22 protein-coding genes are annotated in these 16,689 nt (G+C 45.7%); 16 read left to right on the top strand and 6 right to left on the bottom strand.

The annotated features are described in order from the left end of the window. Positions 1-15: 15 nt before the first annotated feature. Complete coding sequence (locus FD961_RS08760) at positions 16-1,449, bottom strand: S41 family peptidase (RefSeq protein ID WP_215393505.1); 1,434 nt, start codon at positions 1,447-1,449, stop codon at positions 16-18. Between the two features lie 9 nt (positions 1,450-1,458). Continuing rightward, positions 1,459-2,148, bottom strand: a complete 690-nt coding sequence (gene gpmA, locus FD961_RS08755) for a 2,3-diphosphoglycerate-dependent phosphoglycerate mutase (protein ID WP_215393504.1) — start codon at positions 2,146-2,148, stop codon at positions 1,459-1,461. 22 nt (positions 2,149-2,170) lie between these two features. Between gpmA and FD961_RS08750 the strand changes: the two genes are divergently transcribed. Genes FD961_RS08750 through FD961_RS08735 form a run of 4 tightly spaced genes read left to right on the top strand, consistent with a single transcriptional unit; the run spans position 2,171 to position 4,450 of the window. Further along, positions 2,171-2,584 (top strand): rhodanese-like domain-containing protein, encoded by a 414-nt coding sequence (locus tag FD961_RS08750; protein ID WP_215393503.1) that lies wholly within the window; start codon positions 2,171-2,173, stop codon positions 2,582-2,584. 10 nt (positions 2,585-2,594) lie between these two features. After that, positions 2,595-2,849: a glutaredoxin 3 gene (gene grxC / locus FD961_RS08745; protein WP_071466233.1), complete on the top strand. Its 255-nt coding sequence runs from the start codon at positions 2,595-2,597 to the stop codon at positions 2,847-2,849. 29 nt (positions 2,850-2,878) lie between these two features. Beyond that, positions 2,879-3,403 carry a protein-export chaperone SecB gene (secB, locus tag FD961_RS08740; protein WP_215393502.1) on the top strand — a complete coding sequence of 175 codons (525 nt, stop codon included), beginning with the start codon at positions 2,879-2,881 and terminating at the stop codon, positions 3,401-3,403. 24 nt (positions 3,404-3,427) lie between these two features. After that, positions 3,428-4,450: an NAD(P)H-dependent glycerol-3-phosphate dehydrogenase gene (locus FD961_RS08735; RefSeq protein ID WP_215393501.1), complete on the top strand. Its 1,023-nt coding sequence runs from the start codon at positions 3,428-3,430 to the stop codon at positions 4,448-4,450. A gap of 17 nt (positions 4,451-4,467) precedes the next feature. On the opposite strand, the gene trmL is transcribed toward FD961_RS08735, so the two are convergent. Then, positions 4,468-4,938 (bottom strand): tRNA (uridine(34)/cytosine(34)/5-carboxymethylaminomethyluridine(34)-2'-O)-methyltransferase TrmL, encoded by a 471-nt coding sequence (gene trmL / locus FD961_RS08730; protein ID WP_215393500.1) that lies wholly within the window; start codon positions 4,936-4,938, stop codon positions 4,468-4,470. 14 nt (positions 4,939-4,952) lie between these two features. Next, a complete protein-coding gene (locus tag FD961_RS08725; protein WP_215393499.1) occupies positions 4,953-5,696 on the bottom strand; it encodes a ComF family protein in 744 nt (247 codons plus the stop codon). 23 nt (positions 5,697-5,719) lie between these two features. On the opposite strand from FD961_RS08725, the gene FD961_RS08720 reads away from it, so the two are divergent. The 7 genes from FD961_RS08720 to FD961_RS08690 all read left to right on the top strand — a co-directional run bounded on the left by FD961_RS08720 (position 5,720) and on the right by FD961_RS08690 (position 11,320). Continuing rightward, on the top strand, positions 5,720-6,520 hold the full coding sequence (locus FD961_RS08720) for a methyltransferase domain-containing protein (protein ID WP_251371264.1): 801 nt from the start codon (positions 5,720-5,722) through the stop codon (positions 6,518-6,520). Positions 6,521-6,700: 180 nt separating this feature from the next. Beyond that, positions 6,701-7,858 (top strand): cytochrome c oxidase subunit II, encoded by a 1,158-nt coding sequence (gene coxB / locus FD961_RS08715; RefSeq protein WP_215393498.1) that lies wholly within the window; start codon positions 6,701-6,703, stop codon positions 7,856-7,858. A gap of 40 nt (positions 7,859-7,898) precedes the next feature. Then, positions 7,899-9,518, top strand: coding sequence for a cytochrome c oxidase subunit I (gene ctaD / locus FD961_RS08710; RefSeq protein ID WP_215393497.1), 1,620 nt, complete (start codon positions 7,899-7,901; stop codon positions 9,516-9,518). Beyond that, the gene (locus FD961_RS08705; protein ID WP_236638644.1) at positions 9,502-9,633 is read left to right on the top strand and encodes a cytochrome oxidase small assembly protein; all 132 of its coding nucleotides are present in this window, start codon (positions 9,502-9,504) and stop codon (positions 9,631-9,633) included. Before ctaD ends, FD961_RS08705 begins: the two co-directional genes overlap by 17 nt. Before the next feature lie 15 nt (positions 9,634-9,648). Next, entirely contained in the window at positions 9,649-10,239 is a 591-nt protein-coding gene (locus FD961_RS08700) for a cytochrome c oxidase assembly protein (protein ID WP_215393495.1), read from the top strand. A gap of 23 nt (positions 10,240-10,262) precedes the next feature. Next, on the top strand, positions 10,263-10,436 hold the full coding sequence (locus FD961_RS08695; protein WP_369821183.1) for a DUF2970 domain-containing protein: 174 nt from the start codon (positions 10,263-10,265) through the stop codon (positions 10,434-10,436). Between the two features lie 29 nt (positions 10,437-10,465). Then, positions 10,466-11,320: a cytochrome c oxidase subunit 3 gene (locus tag FD961_RS08690; protein ID WP_215393494.1), complete on the top strand. Its 855-nt coding sequence runs from the start codon at positions 10,466-10,468 to the stop codon at positions 11,318-11,320. A gap of 67 nt (positions 11,321-11,387) precedes the next feature. Here FD961_RS08690 and FD961_RS08685 read toward each other — a convergent pair whose 3' ends face one another. Next, a complete protein-coding gene (locus FD961_RS08685; protein ID WP_215393493.1) occupies positions 11,388-11,600 on the bottom strand; it encodes a twin transmembrane helix small protein in 213 nt (70 codons plus the stop codon). Positions 11,601-11,614: 14 nt separating this feature from the next. On the opposite strand from FD961_RS08685, the gene FD961_RS08680 reads away from it, so the two are divergent. From FD961_RS08680 to FD961_RS08660, 5 genes are read left to right on the top strand one after another with little or no spacing between them, the layout of a single operon-like run. Beyond that, entirely contained in the window at positions 11,615-12,415 is an 801-nt protein-coding gene (locus FD961_RS08680; protein WP_251371263.1) for an SURF1 family protein, read from the top strand. After that, complete coding sequence (locus tag FD961_RS08675; protein WP_215393492.1) at positions 12,408-13,064, top strand: hypothetical protein; 657 nt, start codon at positions 12,408-12,410, stop codon at positions 13,062-13,064. Before FD961_RS08680 ends, FD961_RS08675 begins: the two co-directional genes overlap by 8 nt. Next, positions 13,064-14,167, top strand: a complete 1,104-nt coding sequence (locus FD961_RS08670) for a heme A synthase (protein WP_215393491.1) — start codon at positions 13,064-13,066, stop codon at positions 14,165-14,167. The genes FD961_RS08675 and FD961_RS08670 overlap by 1 nt, the downstream gene beginning before the upstream one ends. Continuing rightward, on the top strand, positions 14,164-15,057 hold the full coding sequence (gene cyoE, locus FD961_RS08665; protein WP_371817152.1) for a heme o synthase: 894 nt from the start codon (positions 14,164-14,166) through the stop codon (positions 15,055-15,057). The genes FD961_RS08670 and cyoE overlap by 4 nt, the downstream gene beginning before the upstream one ends. A gap of 1 nt (position 15,058) precedes the next feature. Continuing rightward, complete coding sequence (locus FD961_RS08660) at positions 15,059-15,649, top strand: SCO family protein (RefSeq protein ID WP_371817151.1); 591 nt, start codon at positions 15,059-15,061, stop codon at positions 15,647-15,649. A 22-nt stretch (positions 15,650-15,671) separates the two neighbouring features. Here the strand turns inward: FD961_RS08660 and rpoH are convergent, their stop codons facing one another. Next, positions 15,672-16,601, bottom strand: coding sequence for an RNA polymerase sigma factor RpoH (gene rpoH / locus FD961_RS08655; protein WP_215393489.1), 930 nt, complete (start codon positions 16,599-16,601; stop codon positions 15,672-15,674). Positions 16,602-16,689: the final 88 nt, after the last annotated feature.

The following is a 16,689-nucleotide window of genomic DNA, read 5'->3' as shown; positions in this document are numbered from 1 at the left end:
GTCAAGAGAAAGAAATTACTCAAGCTTGGATGAAGAGCGCTTCACTGGCTGACCGTTAATAAAGGCAACGGCTTGAGAGAGCATGAAGTCATCAGCACTACCGAGTTCAGTAGGTTTTTTGTTTTTCTCCTTCTCTTTTTCCTCAGGAGTTTTCTTGGCATTCTTTTCTTCAATACGCTGCATCTCTTCAAGGCGGCGCTGTTCACGATCCTTAATCAGCTTATCTTCTGCTGATTGTTTATTGCGTAAGTGTTTTTCACTATCAATTTCACGAGTGATCAGCACATCATCTGGATCGCCATCTTTATTTTGATCTACAGGAATATCTGGCTTGATCCCGAATGCCTGAATCGATTTACCACTAGGTGTGTAGTAATAGGCTGTGGTGATCTTGAGTGCAGAGTCATTGGTTAATGGGCGTACTGTTTGTACAGAACCTTTACCAAAAGTAGTTTTACCAATAATGGTTGCGCGTTTGTAATCTTGCAGGGCGCCTGCAACGATTTCTGAGGCAGATGCTGAGTAGGCATTCACTAAAACTACCATTGGTAATTTTTTGAAGATTTCTGGAACGCCCGCCAGAGGATCGCCGGGCTCACTAAGACGATACATCGCTGGTGAGGCATTAAATACTTGTTGTGAGTCAGGAGCTTGACCCTTAGTCGACACAATGACAGCATCTGCCGGTAAGAAAGCGGCTGCAACGCCAACTGCACCTTGAAGCAATCCACCACCATTATTGCGAAGGTCAAGAATGATGCCTTTGAGTTTTGGGTCTTGGTTGGCTAAATCAGTTAATTTTTTAGCTAAGTCAGGAACGGTGCGCTCCTGGAAGCTAGTAATTCGAACCCAGGCAATATCGTTATCCAAAATTTTGGCCTTAACGGATTGAACTTTGATTTCAGCGCGAGTGATTGTGACGGGGAAGCTGCGTTCTTCGCTCTTACGGTAAACCGTTAAAGTAATTTTGGTACCAGGGGTGCCACGCATTGTGCGCACTGCTTTATCAAGAGACATGCCCCGCACGGGCTTATCGTCAAGACGTGTAATTAAGTCACCGGCTTGAAGACCTGCGCGTGCAGCTGGACTATCTTCAATCGGATTAAGTACTTTGACGACACCATCTTCTGAGGTGATTTCAATTCCAAGGCCGGCAAACTTTCCAGAAGTTTGCTCTTGCATCTCTGCAAAATCTTTCTTATCCAAGAAAGTAGAGTGTGGATCAAGGCTGCTCACCATGCCTTTGACAGCATCAGTTAAGAGTTGCTTATCTTCAATCGGCTCTACATATTCACGCTTGATTTGAGCAAAGACATTTGAGAGAGTGCGCAGTTCATCCAAGGGAAGTTGCGTGCCTTGTTGGGCGGTCGCTGAAAGCTGAATAGTGGCGGCTACACCAGCAATGAGGCCAATTGCAATAAGAGCAAAGTTCTTCAAAAATTGACGCATGTTTTTGTTTTAGTCCAAATAGAAATGTTGAATTGGCTTCAGGTTATCGTCTAGCTCGTATACAAGCGGGACGCCATTAGGAACATTGACTTCCATAATGGCTTCGTCGGACATTTGATCCAAATACTTAATTAAGGAGCGAATACTATTTCCATGCGCTACTAGCAATACGCGTTTGTTTGCTTTGAGTGTAGGAGCGATAGATTCATTCCAAAGAGGAAGAACTCGTTCAACATTGTCCTTAAGGCACTCACCAAGGGGAATGTCAGCCGCGCTTAATTTTGCGTAGCGTTTGTCATTTTGAGGATTGCGCTCATCATGGGTTTCCAACAGGGGCGGGCGCACATCATATGAGCGACGCCAAATGTGAACTTGTTCATCGCCATATTTGGTAGCGGTCTCCGCTTTATTTAGGCCAGTGAGCGCACCGTAATGACGTTCATTTAATCTCCAGCTATGAACAACCGGAATCCACATGAGATCCATGGCGTCTTGAACGTGCCAAAGGGTCTTAATAGCCCTTCGTAGAACGGAGGTGTAGGCCACATCAAATTCATAGCCTGCTTTTCGAAGGCTTTCACCAGCTGCGAGCGCTTGTTCTGCACCTTTAGGGGTTAAGTCGACATCCGCCCAGCCAGTAAAGCGGTTTTCAAGGTTCCAGGCGGATTCGCCATGACGAATAAGGACAAGTTGTTTCATAGAGCCATTCTATAATCCGGTGATGAACTTTCTCACGCAAATTGATAATTTAGCGCTTATCGCCCTTTTGGTTGTTTCAGGCGTAGCGCTCTTCCTCCCCACATTATCTACGCTTATTAGCGGGAAGGGGCTGTCTCCTACCGAGGCAACTATCTGGATTAACCGCCGTAAAGCCCATGTTTTAGACCTTCGCGCAGAAGATGCTTACAAGGCAGGCCATTTGCCAGGAGCAAAGTTGGCTAGTGGTGCTGGCGTGGCCGCAGCAATTGAGGCTCTAAAGTTGGATCGTAAGCGCCCACTAGTTTTGGTATGCGATACCGGATCCCTTTCGCGCAAGGCCTTGGCTGAAGTCAAAAAACTGGGCTTTGAAGAAGTTGGTGTTTTAGAGGGCGGAGTTCAGGCTTGGAGAGTCGCCGCTCTTCCATTGGTGAAGTAGGAGAAGTGAAATGCCTCAAGTAACAATGTACAGCACTCAAGTTTGTCCATACTGCGTAATGGCAGAGAAGTTGCTCCAGAAAAAAGGCGTCAATCATTTAGAAAAGATTTTGATTGATCGTGATCCAGCCCAGCGCGAAATCATGATGACAAGAACTGGTCGTCGCACCGTTCCGCAAATTTATATTGGTGAAACCCACGTTGGTGGCTACGATGATTTGGTTGCCTTGGACCGAGCTGGCAAGCTGGATCCTCTACTAGTTTGATAGATTAAAAACATAAAAGAAAGTTTGCAATGACTGAACAATCTTCTGCACCTAGCGCAGCAAATACTGAGTCCAAAGACCCTTCATTTCGCATTCAGCGTATCTACTTAAAGGACTTGTCCTTAGAGCAGCCTAATTCCCCTGAGATTTTTTTGGTAGTAGCTGAGCCACAAGTCCAGATTGAAGTTGACGTTGCAGTTAAGCGTATTAGCGACGAACTCTTTGAGGTTGCCTTAAGCTCAACCATGACTGCGCGTGTAGAAGGAAAAGTGCTTTTCTTGGTTGAGGCTAATCAAGCCGGTATTTTTGAATTTAACAATATTCCTGCTGAACAAGTTGATCCAATGTTGGGTATTACATGCCCAACTATTCTGTATCCATACTTGCGCTCAAATATGGCTGATGTCATTAGCCGTGCTGGCTTTCAGCCCATCCATTTAAATGAAATTAATTTTCATGGAATGTATGAGCACCGTTTGTTAGAGGCACAAAAATCTGCTGGCAACAATGCTGGCGATGCTGCAGATGAAAGCAAAATTATTCTTCCAAATTAAGCACCATCAGCGAGGTCACATATTATGAAAGTGACCCTGCTTGGTGCTGGTGCCTGGGGGACCGCAATGGCCTCTCAAGCAGCACGTCAACTGCGTGAAGAAGATGTTTGTTTGTGGTCTCGCAGTTCGGAGCAACTGCAGGCTATTGGTAGTAGCGGTGAGAATCAAGCTTATCTGCCAGGCATCTCCTTACCTAAAGGATTACAGTTAGAGTCTGACTTTACTGCTGCAATTAAGAAATTACAGGCAGATGATCTTCTCGTGATTGCAACACCAATGTCTGGGCTCTCAGAAACGATTGCTAATGTACTGAAGGTTGCTGATCAGCCTTTGAATATTATCTGGCTATGCAAAGGCCTTGAGCCAACAACCGCTCTATTGCCGCATCAAGTAGTTGAGCGTGAGGATAAGTTACATAGTCATGGTTTAAAACATGCTTATGGCACTTTATCAGGCCCTAGTTTTGCGCATGAGGTTGGCGCAGGAATGCCGTGTGCATTGACTATTGCTAGCACCTCACCGCACCTTTGCGAAATTGTTCAGACTGCGTTTCATCATGGCAATATGCGCGTTTACTCAAACGATGATTTGATTGGTGTTGAATTAGGTGGTGCAGTTAAGAACGTTTTAGCGATTGCTGCAGGAATTGGCGATGGACTAAATTTAGGCTTAAATGCTCGCGCTGCAGTGTTAACACGCGGCCTTGCTGAAATGATGCGCCTAGTTAAAGCGGCAGGTGGTAAATCTGAAACGTGTATGGGCCTGACTGGAGCCGGGGATTTGATTCTGACGGCGACCGGAGATCTTTCTCGCAATCGACGTGTTGGTCTCGAATTGGCTGCAGGAAAGTCTTTGGATCAAATCTTAGCTAGCCTCGGCCATGTAGCAGAGGGTGTCTTATGTGCCGCTGCTGTGGGTGATCTCGCTAAGCGCTTGAATGTAGAAATGCCAATCACTGCAATGATGGGTGAGGTACTTGCAGGCAAGCTAACCCCCAAAGAGGGCTTAAAGAAACTGATGGGGCGCGATCCAAAGATCGAAGCTTAAGAGTAAAACTTTGGCTTTTACTTGCCGCCAAGCAATCCATTCTGGCGCCATGCTTCATAGACCACAATAGCCACTGTATTTGATAAGTTCAGACTTCGACTGTTGTCTTGCATGGCTAAGCGCATTTGATTTTCCCTTGGAATCGAGCTGCGTACTTCCTCTGTGATGCCTTTAGTTTCTGAGCCAAAAATAAAATAATCATTTGGCGTGTATGTGCCTTCATGAAACTTACCGCTACCCTTTGTAGTTAAGGCAAAAAGATGTTGTGCATCAGGCAGCTCATTTTTTAGGAACTCTGACCAATTAGCGTGAACTTGGATGCTTGCAAATTCGTGATAGTCCAATCCGGCGCGACGTAATTTAGCATCCTCCATTGGAAAGCCTAGAGGTTCAATGAGGTGTAGTTTTGCTCCCGTGTTTGCACACAAGCGAATGATGTTGCCTGTATTTGGGGGAATTTCTGGTTCAAATAAAACAATATTAAACATGCTGCATTTCCAACTTATTGAGGTGGCCTGGTTGTTCTAAGTAAGACCCAGTTAATGACGAGCGATACACCTGATTCTTTGAGAATACGCGCAATTTCATTGAGTGTCGCACCAGTCGTCATCACATCGTCGAACACTATGACTGTTTTATTCTTCATAAGGCCTATGTATCGGTCATCAATATAAAACATTTCTCTGACGGCATCTTGTCGTGCGGTGATGGTGCTACCAACCTGATGTTCGGCATGATGATGGCGCTTTAAGAGCCGCGGGAGTTTTTGAATGGGGGCACAATCAATCCTTCTCGCTAATTCCCAACTTTGATTAAAGCCGCGGGCATGTAACTTTTCTTGACTGAGTGGCACGGGGATCAGGTAGCCTACTTCATTGAAATCTAATGGATTCGCGATGACCTTATTCCAGGCTCGTGCAAGCCCATGCGCACATGCAATGCGCTTTTGGTATTTCAGTTGATGCAATGCGTCTTGCAAAATACCATCGTATCGATCAAGGCAATATGTCTTATCAAAAAATGGCTCGCTCTTGGTGCAATGATCGCAGCGTTTGCTGGGTAGCTCTGAACTCTGAAGTGGAATTCCGCATTGGAAACAGCATTCATAGTTAATGAGGCTATTCCAATGTAGGTTTTCCAGGCAAGCATTGCAAATAGTTTCTGTTTGAAACTGCTGGCAAGAAATGCAAGCGGTAGGTAAGATTTGCTCGCTAATAGACTGAACAGTTTTCTCTAGAAATCGCATGGGGCGCTGAGTATACTGAGCCAATGACCCAGCCGATCAGATGGTTACAGGATGAAATTGCAACTCGTATGTTGCAAAAACTCGATATCGTCAAATTAATAGCTAAGGATGTTTTGGTAGTTCCCGATTTTCCTGGGGAGCATCTCGCAATTCTTGCAAAGCGTTTTCCTAATGCCTGCATTCATAGCGTTACCGAGGAGGGTGCATCCTGTTTTCAGATATGGCGTAGAAAAGCAATCGCTAATTGGCGTTCGATATTTCGTTCGGTTAAAACGAATACTTTGCAGGGTTATTTGCAGGCCGGTAGATTTAATCTTCCTGACAATTCAGTTGATTTGGTATTGAGCGTTCTCTTATTGCAGGATTTGGCAGATCCAAAGCATTTCTTGCAGGAGTGTCGGCGCGTCCTTCGTGAGGGCGGTCTGATTGCATTTAGCTACTTGGGGCCAGATACGGGTAAAGAGCTACGTGACCTTCAGATTTCAACAATTCAGTTGAAAAATTTATTAAGCCCTTGGGACATGCACGATATGGGTGATGCCCTGGTAACAGAGCGTTTTTCAGATCCTGTGATGGATATGGAATATTTGACTCTGGATTATGAGAAGCCAGCACTTTTAATGGCCGATATTCAGGCGCTGAAATTGGCAAATATCGCGACTACAAGCAGCAATGAAATTACAAATTTGCCCCAAAAAATCACCTTAGAGGTGGTTTATGGCCATGCTTGGGCAATTGGAAAGCACCTTGCGAAGACCAAGGACCATGTTGCATATATCGATCCAAATCAAATTGGACGCAAGACTAGGTCAGATCCTGCTTAAGTGTAAGTACTTACTATCATTTAAACCACGGCAAAGATTGGATGAGACTGCGTTATCCCAGTTTGTTGTTGTGCCTAATTAACCCTATAATCACCGCTGGATGTATTGGCTTGAGACCGCATTTTGGGCATTTTGTGGCGCTTTTTGCTGCTTTGCTCACGACAATAAACAGAGAATAAGATGAATTTATTTGGAAAAGTCACTAGGGCTTCGCTCTATTTAGTAGCAGCCTTCGGCACTGCTTTTGCACACGCAGCCGAGAATATGCCTGGCGGCCCAGCTGTAAATCAGCTGAATTTTGCTGCTCCTGCAACCAAAATCATGCAAGAAATCCACTGGTTGCATTGGATGATGTTGGGCATTTGCGCATTGATTTTTGTAGGCGTTTTTGGCGTAATGTTCTACTCAATTTTGAAGCACCGCAAATCACTTGGCCATAAATCAGCCTCATTCCATGAGAGCACTTTGGTTGAAATTGTTTGGACCGTAGTTCCATTGCTCATCGTGATCGGCATGGCATTGCCAGCAACTAAAACTGTTGTGGCAATGAAAGACACCACCAACTCTGACATCACTATTAAGACTACTGGTTATCAGTGGAAGTGGGGCTATGACTACATTAAAGGTGAGGGCGAAGGTATTAGCTTCTTATCTACACTCTCTACACCACGCACACAAGTAAATAATTTAGAGCCTAAGTCCCCAACTTACCTCATGGAAGTTGATAACGAACTCGTTGTACCAGTTGGCAAAAAGATCCGTTTGATTACCACTGCAAATGACGTAATCCACTCTTGGACCATTCCAGCGTTTGGCGTAAAGCAAGATGCGATTCCGGGCTTTGTTCGCGATACTTGGTTTAAGGCTGAAACGATTGGTACATTCCGCGGTCAGTGTTCTGAGTTGTGCGGTGCTGAGCACGCCTTCATGCCGATTGTTGTCAAAGTCGTTTCACAGGAAGATTACAGCGCCTGGGTTGCAGAGAAGAAGAAAGAAATGTCTGCATCCTCTGATGATCCTTCAAAGATTTATACCTTGGATGAGCAAAAAGAGCGCGGTGCAAAAGTCTATGCAGCGAACTGTGCGGCATGCCACCAACCTAATGGTAAAGGTGCGGGTGCGTTCCCAGCGTTGGATGGCAGCAAAGTCGTGAATGGTCCTAAAGCAGGCCAGTTCAATATTTTGCTTAACGGTAAAAACGCAATGCCGAAATGGGGTGGGGTGCTTTCTGATGGCGATATCGCTGCAGTCATTACCTATACCCGTAATTCATGGGGTAATAAAACGGGCGAAGTGATTCAAACCCAAGAAATTATTACCGCACACGGCGGCCAGTAATCCATTAATTAATTCAGATAAAACGAAACCGGAGTAATCCATGAGCACAGTCTCTACTACCCACGATCACGCACACGACCACGCGCATGATGATCACACGCCACATGGTTGGCGTCGTTGGTTGTTCGCTACCAACCATAAAGACATCGGTACGATGTACTTGATCTTCTCGTTTATCAGCTTGTTAGCTGGTGGAACAATGGCGCTAGGTATTCGCTTGGAATTGTTCCAGCCTGGTTTGCAATTCTTCCGTCCTGAGTTCTTCAATCAGCTCACTACCATGCACGGTTTGGTGATGGTGTTCGGCGCGATCATGCCGGCTTTCGTTGGTTTTGCTAACTGGATGATTCCAGTGCAAATCGGCGCATCCGATATGGCATTTGCTCGTATGAATAACTTTAGCTTTTGGATTCTGCCAGTCGCTGCAACTTTGCTCTTAAGCTCATTCTTGGCTCCTGGTGGTGCACCAGCAGGTGGTTGGACTATTTATGCTCCACTCACTTCGCAAATGGGCCCTGGCTTAGACATGGCTATTTTCGCTCTCCATTTATTGGGTGCTTCATCCATCATGGGTTCGATCAATATCATCGTCACCATCTTGAATATGCGTGCCCCTGGCATGACGCTGATGAAGATGCCAATGTTCTGCTGGACTTGGTTGATCACTGCTTATTTGTTGATTGCGGTGATGCCTGTATTGGCCGGTGCAATCACTATGGTGTTGACTGATCGCCATTTCGGCACATCATTCTTCTCTGCGGTGGGCGGTGGTGACCCAGTGATGTTCCAGCACATTTTCTGGTTCTTTGGTCACCCAGAGGTTTACATCATGATTCTGCCTGCGTTTGGAATTGTGAGTGAAATTGTTCCTGCCTTCTCCAGAAAAACCTTGTTTGGTTATAGCTCCATGGTTTATGCGACATCGTCTATCGCGATCTTGTCATTCATCGTTTGGGCTCACCACATGTTTGCAACTGGTATGCCAGTAACAGGTCAGCTGTTCTTTATGTACGCAACCATGTTGATCGCTGTTCCAACGGGTGTGAAAATTTTCAACTGGGTTGCAACAATGTGGAAAGGGTCTATGACCTTTGAAACACCAATGTTGTGGGCGGTCGGCTTTATTTTCGTATTTACGATGGGTGGCTTTACTGGCTTGATCTTGGCGATGGCGCCAATTGATATCGGTTTACAAGATACCTATTACGTTGTTGCTCACTTCCACTACGTGTTAGTAGCAGGTTCATTGTTTGCAATGTTTGCAGGCTTCTACTACTGGTGTCCTAAGTGGACGGGCCGTATGGCAAATGAAACTCGCGGCAAGATCCACTTCTGGACCTCCATGATTTTCTTTAACATCACCTTCTTCCCAATGCACTTCTTGGGTCTTGCAGGTATGCCACGTCGCTATGCTGACTATCCAACTCAGTTTGCTGACTTCAATATGATTGCTTCTATTGGCGCACTTGGTTTTGGTTTGTCCCAGGTGTACTTCTTGTTCTGTGTTGCATTGCCTGCATATCGTGGTCATGGTGAGAAAGCTCCGGCTAAGCCATGGGAAGGCGCCAAAGGTTTAGAGTGGACTTTGCCTTCACCAGCTCCACACCATACTTTTGAAACTCCTCCAAATGCGGAGCAGTTGCGTGAAGCAGGAATTTAATACGCCTTCTAAAGATGCCCTAGCTGCGAATAATCGCCGCTTAGGGCTGATTCTTTTGAGCATTGCCGTAGTGTTCTTTATTGGCATTGTGATGAAGTGGAGCGTTTTGGGCTAGTCCCACCTTGCTAACATGACAGTTACTCATTCTGCTAACCGCCAAATTTTATTGAAGCTTTTGATTGCTTCAGTGATGATGTTTGGCTTTGGTTATGCATTGGTGCCAATGTATCAGGCCTTATGTAAGGTAACAGGCATTAATGTAGTGACCAGTAAAAATGATTACGGCGTGCGGGCTTTTAGTGCTAATAAGGTTGGTAATACTCAGGTTGATTACTCTCGCAAAGTAACCATTGAATTTGATTCCAATAGCCGTGGCCCGTTTACTTTTAAGCCAGTAAAAAACTTCTTGGAAGTACATCCTGGTGAGATGACTGAGATTGTGTATGAAGTGACCAATAATTTGGATCGCTCAGTAGATGCTCAGGCGATTCCGAGTTATGCCCCGAAGAGTGCGACTGAGTTTTTTACGAAGTTAGAGTGTTTTTGTTTTCAACAGCAGACTTTGGCTGCTCATGAAATGAAAAAGATGCCTGTTGTTTTTGTTATTGATGCCGGTTTGCCGCAAGATGTGAAAACAATCACTTTGTCATATACCTTCTTTGAGTTAGGTGTTGGCGTTCCACCAGCTGGATCAACGACTCCTAAATCCAAAGGGGTGTGATGGAGAAAAAGAGAAGTTCTTTTATGCAGTCTATGAAAGCCGTGATGTGGGGTTTTTTAGGAGTGCGTAAGAAGTCTGGTTTGCAGGAAGATGTTGCTACATTAAGTTTCGTTCACATTATCATTGCGGGTGTTGTTGGTGCCTTGATTTTTATGGGTATCTTGCTCGTGATAGTGAAAGCAGTTGTATCCCATTGATTATTTTTTGATTGAATAGAGAGAATAAGATGTCATCCAATTCAACCCCTTACTATTTCGTCCCTGGACTATCTAGACATCCTGCCATGGCGGCTGCTGGCTTAATTGCCTTTGGCTACGGCATGACCGGCTGGGTCAACCATACTTCTTGGGGTGGAGCTCTAGCGCTAGTTGGCGTGGCATGGATCCTGTTTGTTCTTTACAACTGGTTTGGCGATACGATTGCTGAATCTAACTCCGGCAAGAATGGTCTAAACGTTGACATTTCTTATCGTTGGTCGATGGCATGGTTCATCTTCTCTGAGATCATGTTCTTTGGGGCATTCTTTGCAGCACTCTTCTATGCGCGCAATATTGCAATGCCTTGGATGGGCGACGTTGAGAGCAAATTGCTTTGGCCTGATTTCCAAGCAGTTTGGCCTAATGATGGTCCTGCTGGTTTGGTTGAGAAATTCACCACCATGGGTCCTTGGCCAATCCCAACACTCAATACCTTCTTATTGCTCAGTTCTGGTGTGACGATTACCTATGCTCACCATGCATTGGTTGAGAACCACATGAAGAAAGCCATCTACGGATTGGCCGCTACTGTTGCTTTGGGCTTTATCTTCTTGTGCTTCCAGATGTTTGAGTACTACCATGCTTACCATGAGTTGAACCTCAAGCTCACCTCGGGTATCTATGGCTCGACCTTCTTCATGTTGACGGGTTTCCACGGCTTCCACGTTTTCTTGGGCGGCACGATGTTGGCGATTGTTTTGCGTCGCATGATTCGCGGTGACTTTACTGCTGAGCATCACTTCGCCTTTGAGGGCGCCGCCTGGTACTGGCACTTCGTTGACGTTGTCTGGCTTGGTCTGTACATCGCTGTTTACTGGATGTAAGCAAGATAAAAAATCGGGGCTTTAAAGCCCCGATTCGTTTTTAGTTGTCTATTCTTTAGATGAGCTTTTAGTTAGTTCCAACCTTGATGCCGGTAGCTTCAATCAGACCAAAGTGATAGGCAACTAGGATGCCCGTAAATAGTACTAGAGACAGGCCAATACGTAGCATTAAAGAGCGGACCATTCTGGAGCTATTGCCCCGATCTTTCATCATGAAGTAGAGGGCCGAACCTAGGCTGGCAACAATCATCAGCAGAACAACCGGAATAATCCACTTCATTTCATATCCTTATCTTGAAATCTTCACATCATCTCTTTAGCACTCTCATAGCAAAGCGCGCAGTTGCTACTTTATCAGCCTTGCTCGTGATTGCAATTGGCTGTGGAGCTGGTGCTTGGCAGTTAAGAAGAGCTGAAACCAAAATTGCTCTAGCGGCTAATTTGGCTGCTAGACAACAAATGCCTATCTTGAGTGCCAATGCTGGCCCATGGACTCTAGAAGAGGCTGGCGAGCGTCGTATGACAGCACGTGGACGTTACATCCCCGAGGCGGCAATCTGGTTGGATAACCGTCCTAGACCGATTCCTGCTGGTGGGACTGGCAATGCCGCACAAGCAGGCTTTTTTGTGATGATGCCCTTCAGACTGGAGGGTGGGAATGAGGTGCTTTGGGTAAACCGAGGGTGGGCTCCACGAAATAATGAGAGTCGCGAATCTTTGCCTCCCATTGAGACGCCGACAGGCTTGATCAGTATTGAGGGTTTAGTGTTCGCTCATCCTGGCAAAGTTTATGCATTGGGTTCAGAGAAGAGCGATATAGATCCGAATAAACCTCGGATTGCCCAAAACTTTGATTTAGAGCGGGAGGGACAACTACATGGTTGGTCACAAGCCCCCTTTATTTTGCGTTTAGAGGAGATGGGGGTTGCTGATGGCCTACTGCGAGAGTGGGCGCCCCTGACAACGGGAGTCGATCGCCATTATGCTTATGCATTCCAGTGGTTTGCTTTAGCGTTTGCTGGTTTCTTATTTTGGTTAATCAGTGGTTTGCGCCAATATTGGCGAAGTAATGTAGCGAGGGGTCAAGGTGAGTGATAAAGAGTTATTAATACCAGCATCGCAGATGGATTCATCTGCAATCAATGCGCGAACTCGTCGTGGCCGTATACAAATGCTGCTCTTGCTACTGGCCTGTGCCGCGCCAGTACTCGCTTCCTACTTTGCTTATTACGTGATTAAGCCAGAGGGTGGAAAAACCAATTTCGGCACTTTAGTTCATCCAGCTCAAGCAGCAAATAATGCTTGGTTTGATGTCCCACTGCAAGGCAAATGGACCCTCTTGCTTGCTCGTCCTGCAGGCGAGTGCCAAGTTAAAGATCAGAAATGTATTGAAGCGCTATTTTTAATGCGTCAAGTTAAAGTTGCTGTTGGTAGAGAGAGTGGTCGAGTGCAATTGTTGTGGGTCAATATGGATGGAAAGCCGGTAGATCCAGAAGTTGCTAAGGCCTACGACGAACAAGTTGCTGGTATTAAGGTCGTAACACTGCCTGCGAATCCAAAGTTGCGCGCAGAGTTTTTATCTTGGCTCAATCAAGAGAGTGCCGGAGAGCAAATTCAATTAGTGGATCCAAGCCCCGCAAAAATGATGCTTATTCCAGTGACTAATTCTCCAAAAGAGTTTGCTGCCATTAAAAAAGATTTAGAAAAACTCTTGCGCCTTAACCACAAAGGCGAAAGTCTTTAATGTCTAGTTTTGTTTTATTCCTAGAATTGGCAGCAATTGCGATCGTTTTTGCAGGCTTGCCATTGGCATATTTGTGGACAAGACCCGCTTATAGTTTTTTCCAGAAACTCAATTGGGTTTTAGTCTTTATGACATTCGATCTGATTGTATTTGGTGCCTTTACTCGCTTGACCGACTCTGGCCTTGGTTGTCCCGATTGGCCTGGTTGTTATGGCGTCTCCAATCCGTTTCATGCGCTTGGAGATATTCGCCAGGCCGAGAGTGCCTTGCCTACAGGGCCTGTAACTGTCATGAAGGCATGGATTGAAATGATTCATCGCTATCTCGCAATGACAGTTGGTACGCTCATTGTGGTTCAAGTAGCGTTGGCATTTAGCAAGATAAAAGTGTTGGGTAAGTCCGTATTGTTTGGAAGTCTCGGGCTCTTCTTCCTAGTTTGTTTACAGGGTGCATTTGGTGCTTGGACAGTAACCCTAAAATTGCAGCCGATTATTGTCACCACCCATTTGATCTTGGCTTTGGTTTTATTGGCTTGTTTAACTGCTTATGCTCAACAGACTTGGGGAGATCCATCTTCTACAGTCAGAGTAATGCGCATTCGTCCTTTGCCAGCAAGCTTAGTATTAATGGCCTTCATGACGCTGTTCATTCAAGTCTTTTTAGGTGCTTGGGTTAGTACAAATTATGCAGTGTTAGCGTGTCCTGATTTCCCGACGTGTCTTGGCGCAGCTTGGCCAGAAACCAATTGGGCTGAAGGCTTTACCTTATGGCGTCAATTGGGTCTTAATGCCCAGGGAGAGTTTATTTCTCCTGTGGCGCTACAAACCATTCATTGGGCGCATCGCCTCTTTGCGGTGTTGCTCATTCTGGTTCTAGGAACTCTAGGCTGGAAGGCATTTGAGGTGGCAACTCCCGCAATACCCGGCCTTAAACGCTTTGCCAGACTATTATTAAGTTTGCTTGCCTTGCAGCTTGTTACTGGCATATCGAATGTAGTCTTTCAGTGGCCTTTACTTGCGGCTCTATTACATACCGCAGGGTCAGCCGCTTTAGTATTCTGTTTGGTCAGATTAAGTTACTGGACTTCTTGGAAGTCATTATGAGCACATCAAAAACATCTACTCCTGCAGCGATGCCACGTTGGCGTCAGTACTGGGTCCTTACTAAACCAAGAGTGACGCAGCTCGCCGTTTTCTGTGCGGTAATTGGCATGTTCTTGGCCACGCCAGGGATGGTTCCTTATTCCATTCTCATTGGTGGAATTGTTGGGATTTGGTTATTGGCAGGTGCAGCCTTTGCTGTGAACTGTTTAATTGAGCAAGCTGTTGATGCCAAGATGAAACGCACTTCTTGGCGCCCCTCTGCAACAGGCGAAGTGACCCCAGTTCATATTATTGTTTTCTCTATCATTCTTGGTTCTTTGGGGATGATTGTTTTATGGAATTTTTGTAACCCACTGACAATGTGGCTCACGCTCGCTACTTTCGTTGGTTATGCGGTGATCTACACATGGCTACTCAAGCCTGCCACCCCCCAGAACATCGTGATTGGCGGCCTGTCAGGAGCGATGCCGCCAGCACTGGGTTGGGCTGCTGTGACCAATACGCTTTCTGCTGAAGCCTGGCTTTTGGTTTTGATTATTTTTGTTTGGACACCACCCCATTTTTGGGCTTTAGCCTTATACCGCCGCGATGATTATGTGCAATCTGGTTTGCCGATGCTGCCAGTAACCCATGGTGAACGCTTTACTCTGCTTAATATTTTGCTGTACACACTCATTTTGATTGCAGCAACATTGTTGCCTTATATCTATGGAATGAGTGGTCTGGTTTATTTGGTATCAGCGATTATTCTGGGCTTGATGTTCTTGGCATATGTAATCGCACTATTTATTAACTATAGTGATGAGTTAGCCAAGAAGACATTCCGCTTTTCTATTACCTATTTGTCATTGCTGTTTGCAGCGTTGCTCATAGATCATTACTTTCTTTGAAATGAAAATGACCTTCTTACGTAATATCTGTATCGTCGCCTTTCTAATGGCGATGTCGGCCTGTAGCCCAAAGCCAGACTTTAAAAATATCGACATTACAGGTAGCACTTCATTTGGCAAGGATTTCAGCTTAGTGGATCCTGATGGCAAGGTAAGGACGCTCGCCGACTTTAAGGGCAAAGTAGTAGTGATGTTCTTTGGCTACACCCAGTGCCCCGATATTTGCCCGACGACCTTGACTGAGATGCAGCAGGTCATGGCGCTATTGGGTCCTCAATCAGATAAGGTACAAGTGTTGTTTGTGACCGTTGATCCCGAGCGTGATACCGCAGCTATTCTTAAGCAATACGTTCCGTCCTTTGATACGCGTTTCTTAGGCTTGCGTCCAGCAGACGATACGGCACTAGAAAAAGTGACCAAAGACTTCAAGATTTATTACAAGAAAGTACCCGGTAGTAGCCCGGGTTCCTACACCATCGACCATACAGCTGGTAGCTACGCATTTGATCCCGAGGGACATTTGCGTCTTTATATCAAACATGCTCAAGGTCCTGAGACCTTGGCGCATGACTTGAAAGAACTTTTAAAGTAAGAGCTAGAGAGGCGCGGCTTGATTAAGCCGCTTCAGCTTGCAACATACCGCGCATTTTTTTGAGAGCTGCTGTCTCAATTTGACGTACGCGCTCTGCAGAGATGCCATATTCAGCGGCCAGATCATGCAAAGTCTTAGTGCCATTACCATCAGCATCCATTGCTAACCAACGTGACTGAACAATATTGCGACTACGCTCATCCAGAGCCATCAAGGCTTGATCTAGCTTCGGGCCTTGTAGTGAGTCTGCTTGTGCACTAGCGATACGCTCTGTAGGCTCTTGACTGCTGTCAGCGAGCCATTGAATTGGGGCATACACAGTTTCTTCATCGCTGTCATCGCCTTCAAGCGCAATATCGCCACCAGCGAGGCGCATTTCCATTTCTTTAACATCGGAACCTTTGACATCAAGTGCTTTAGCTAAGGCATCCACTTCACCTGGAGTAAGTGCACTTAAGGTGGGTTTGTTACTGCGCAAGTTAAAGAATAATTTGCGTTGTGCTTTGGTGGTTGCTACTTTCACTAAGCGCCAATTTTTCAGAATGTACTCATGAATTTCTGCTTTGATCCAGTGAATAGCATAAGACACTAAGCGTGCACCATTATTAGGGTCATAGCGTTTCACAGCCTTCATCAAGCCAATATTGCCTTCTTGAATGAGGTCGGCGTGTGGAATACCATAGCCAAGATATTGACGCGCAACAGAAACAACGAGGCGTAAATGGGAAAGCACTAAGGTTTTAGCAGCTTCAACATTTTCAGTGCGACGAAATTCCTGCGCAAGATGTAGCTCTTCTGCAGCACTAAGCATGGGTACGCGATTCACGTACGCAATATACGAATCAAGAGTGCCAACCCCAAGGGATGGCAGCATTGGAAATGCGGACGCCGCTGCAGCCTGCGCTACAGGCAGCCTTTGCATATTCGGTTTGTCAGATTTCTTTTGAACCATTTTTTAAATAATTATGAGGTGTTAATAGAGCTCTATTTTAGCACTCTTGTCAAGAGAGTGCTAATGGTTTATTTGGATTGTAAGTTAT

This window comes from Polynucleobacter sp. TSB-Sco08W16, assembly GCF_018687455.1.
Classification (GTDB): domain Bacteria; phylum Pseudomonadota; class Gammaproteobacteria; order Burkholderiales; family Burkholderiaceae; genus Polynucleobacter.
This window is presented reverse-complemented; position numbering and strand designations above follow the sequence as displayed.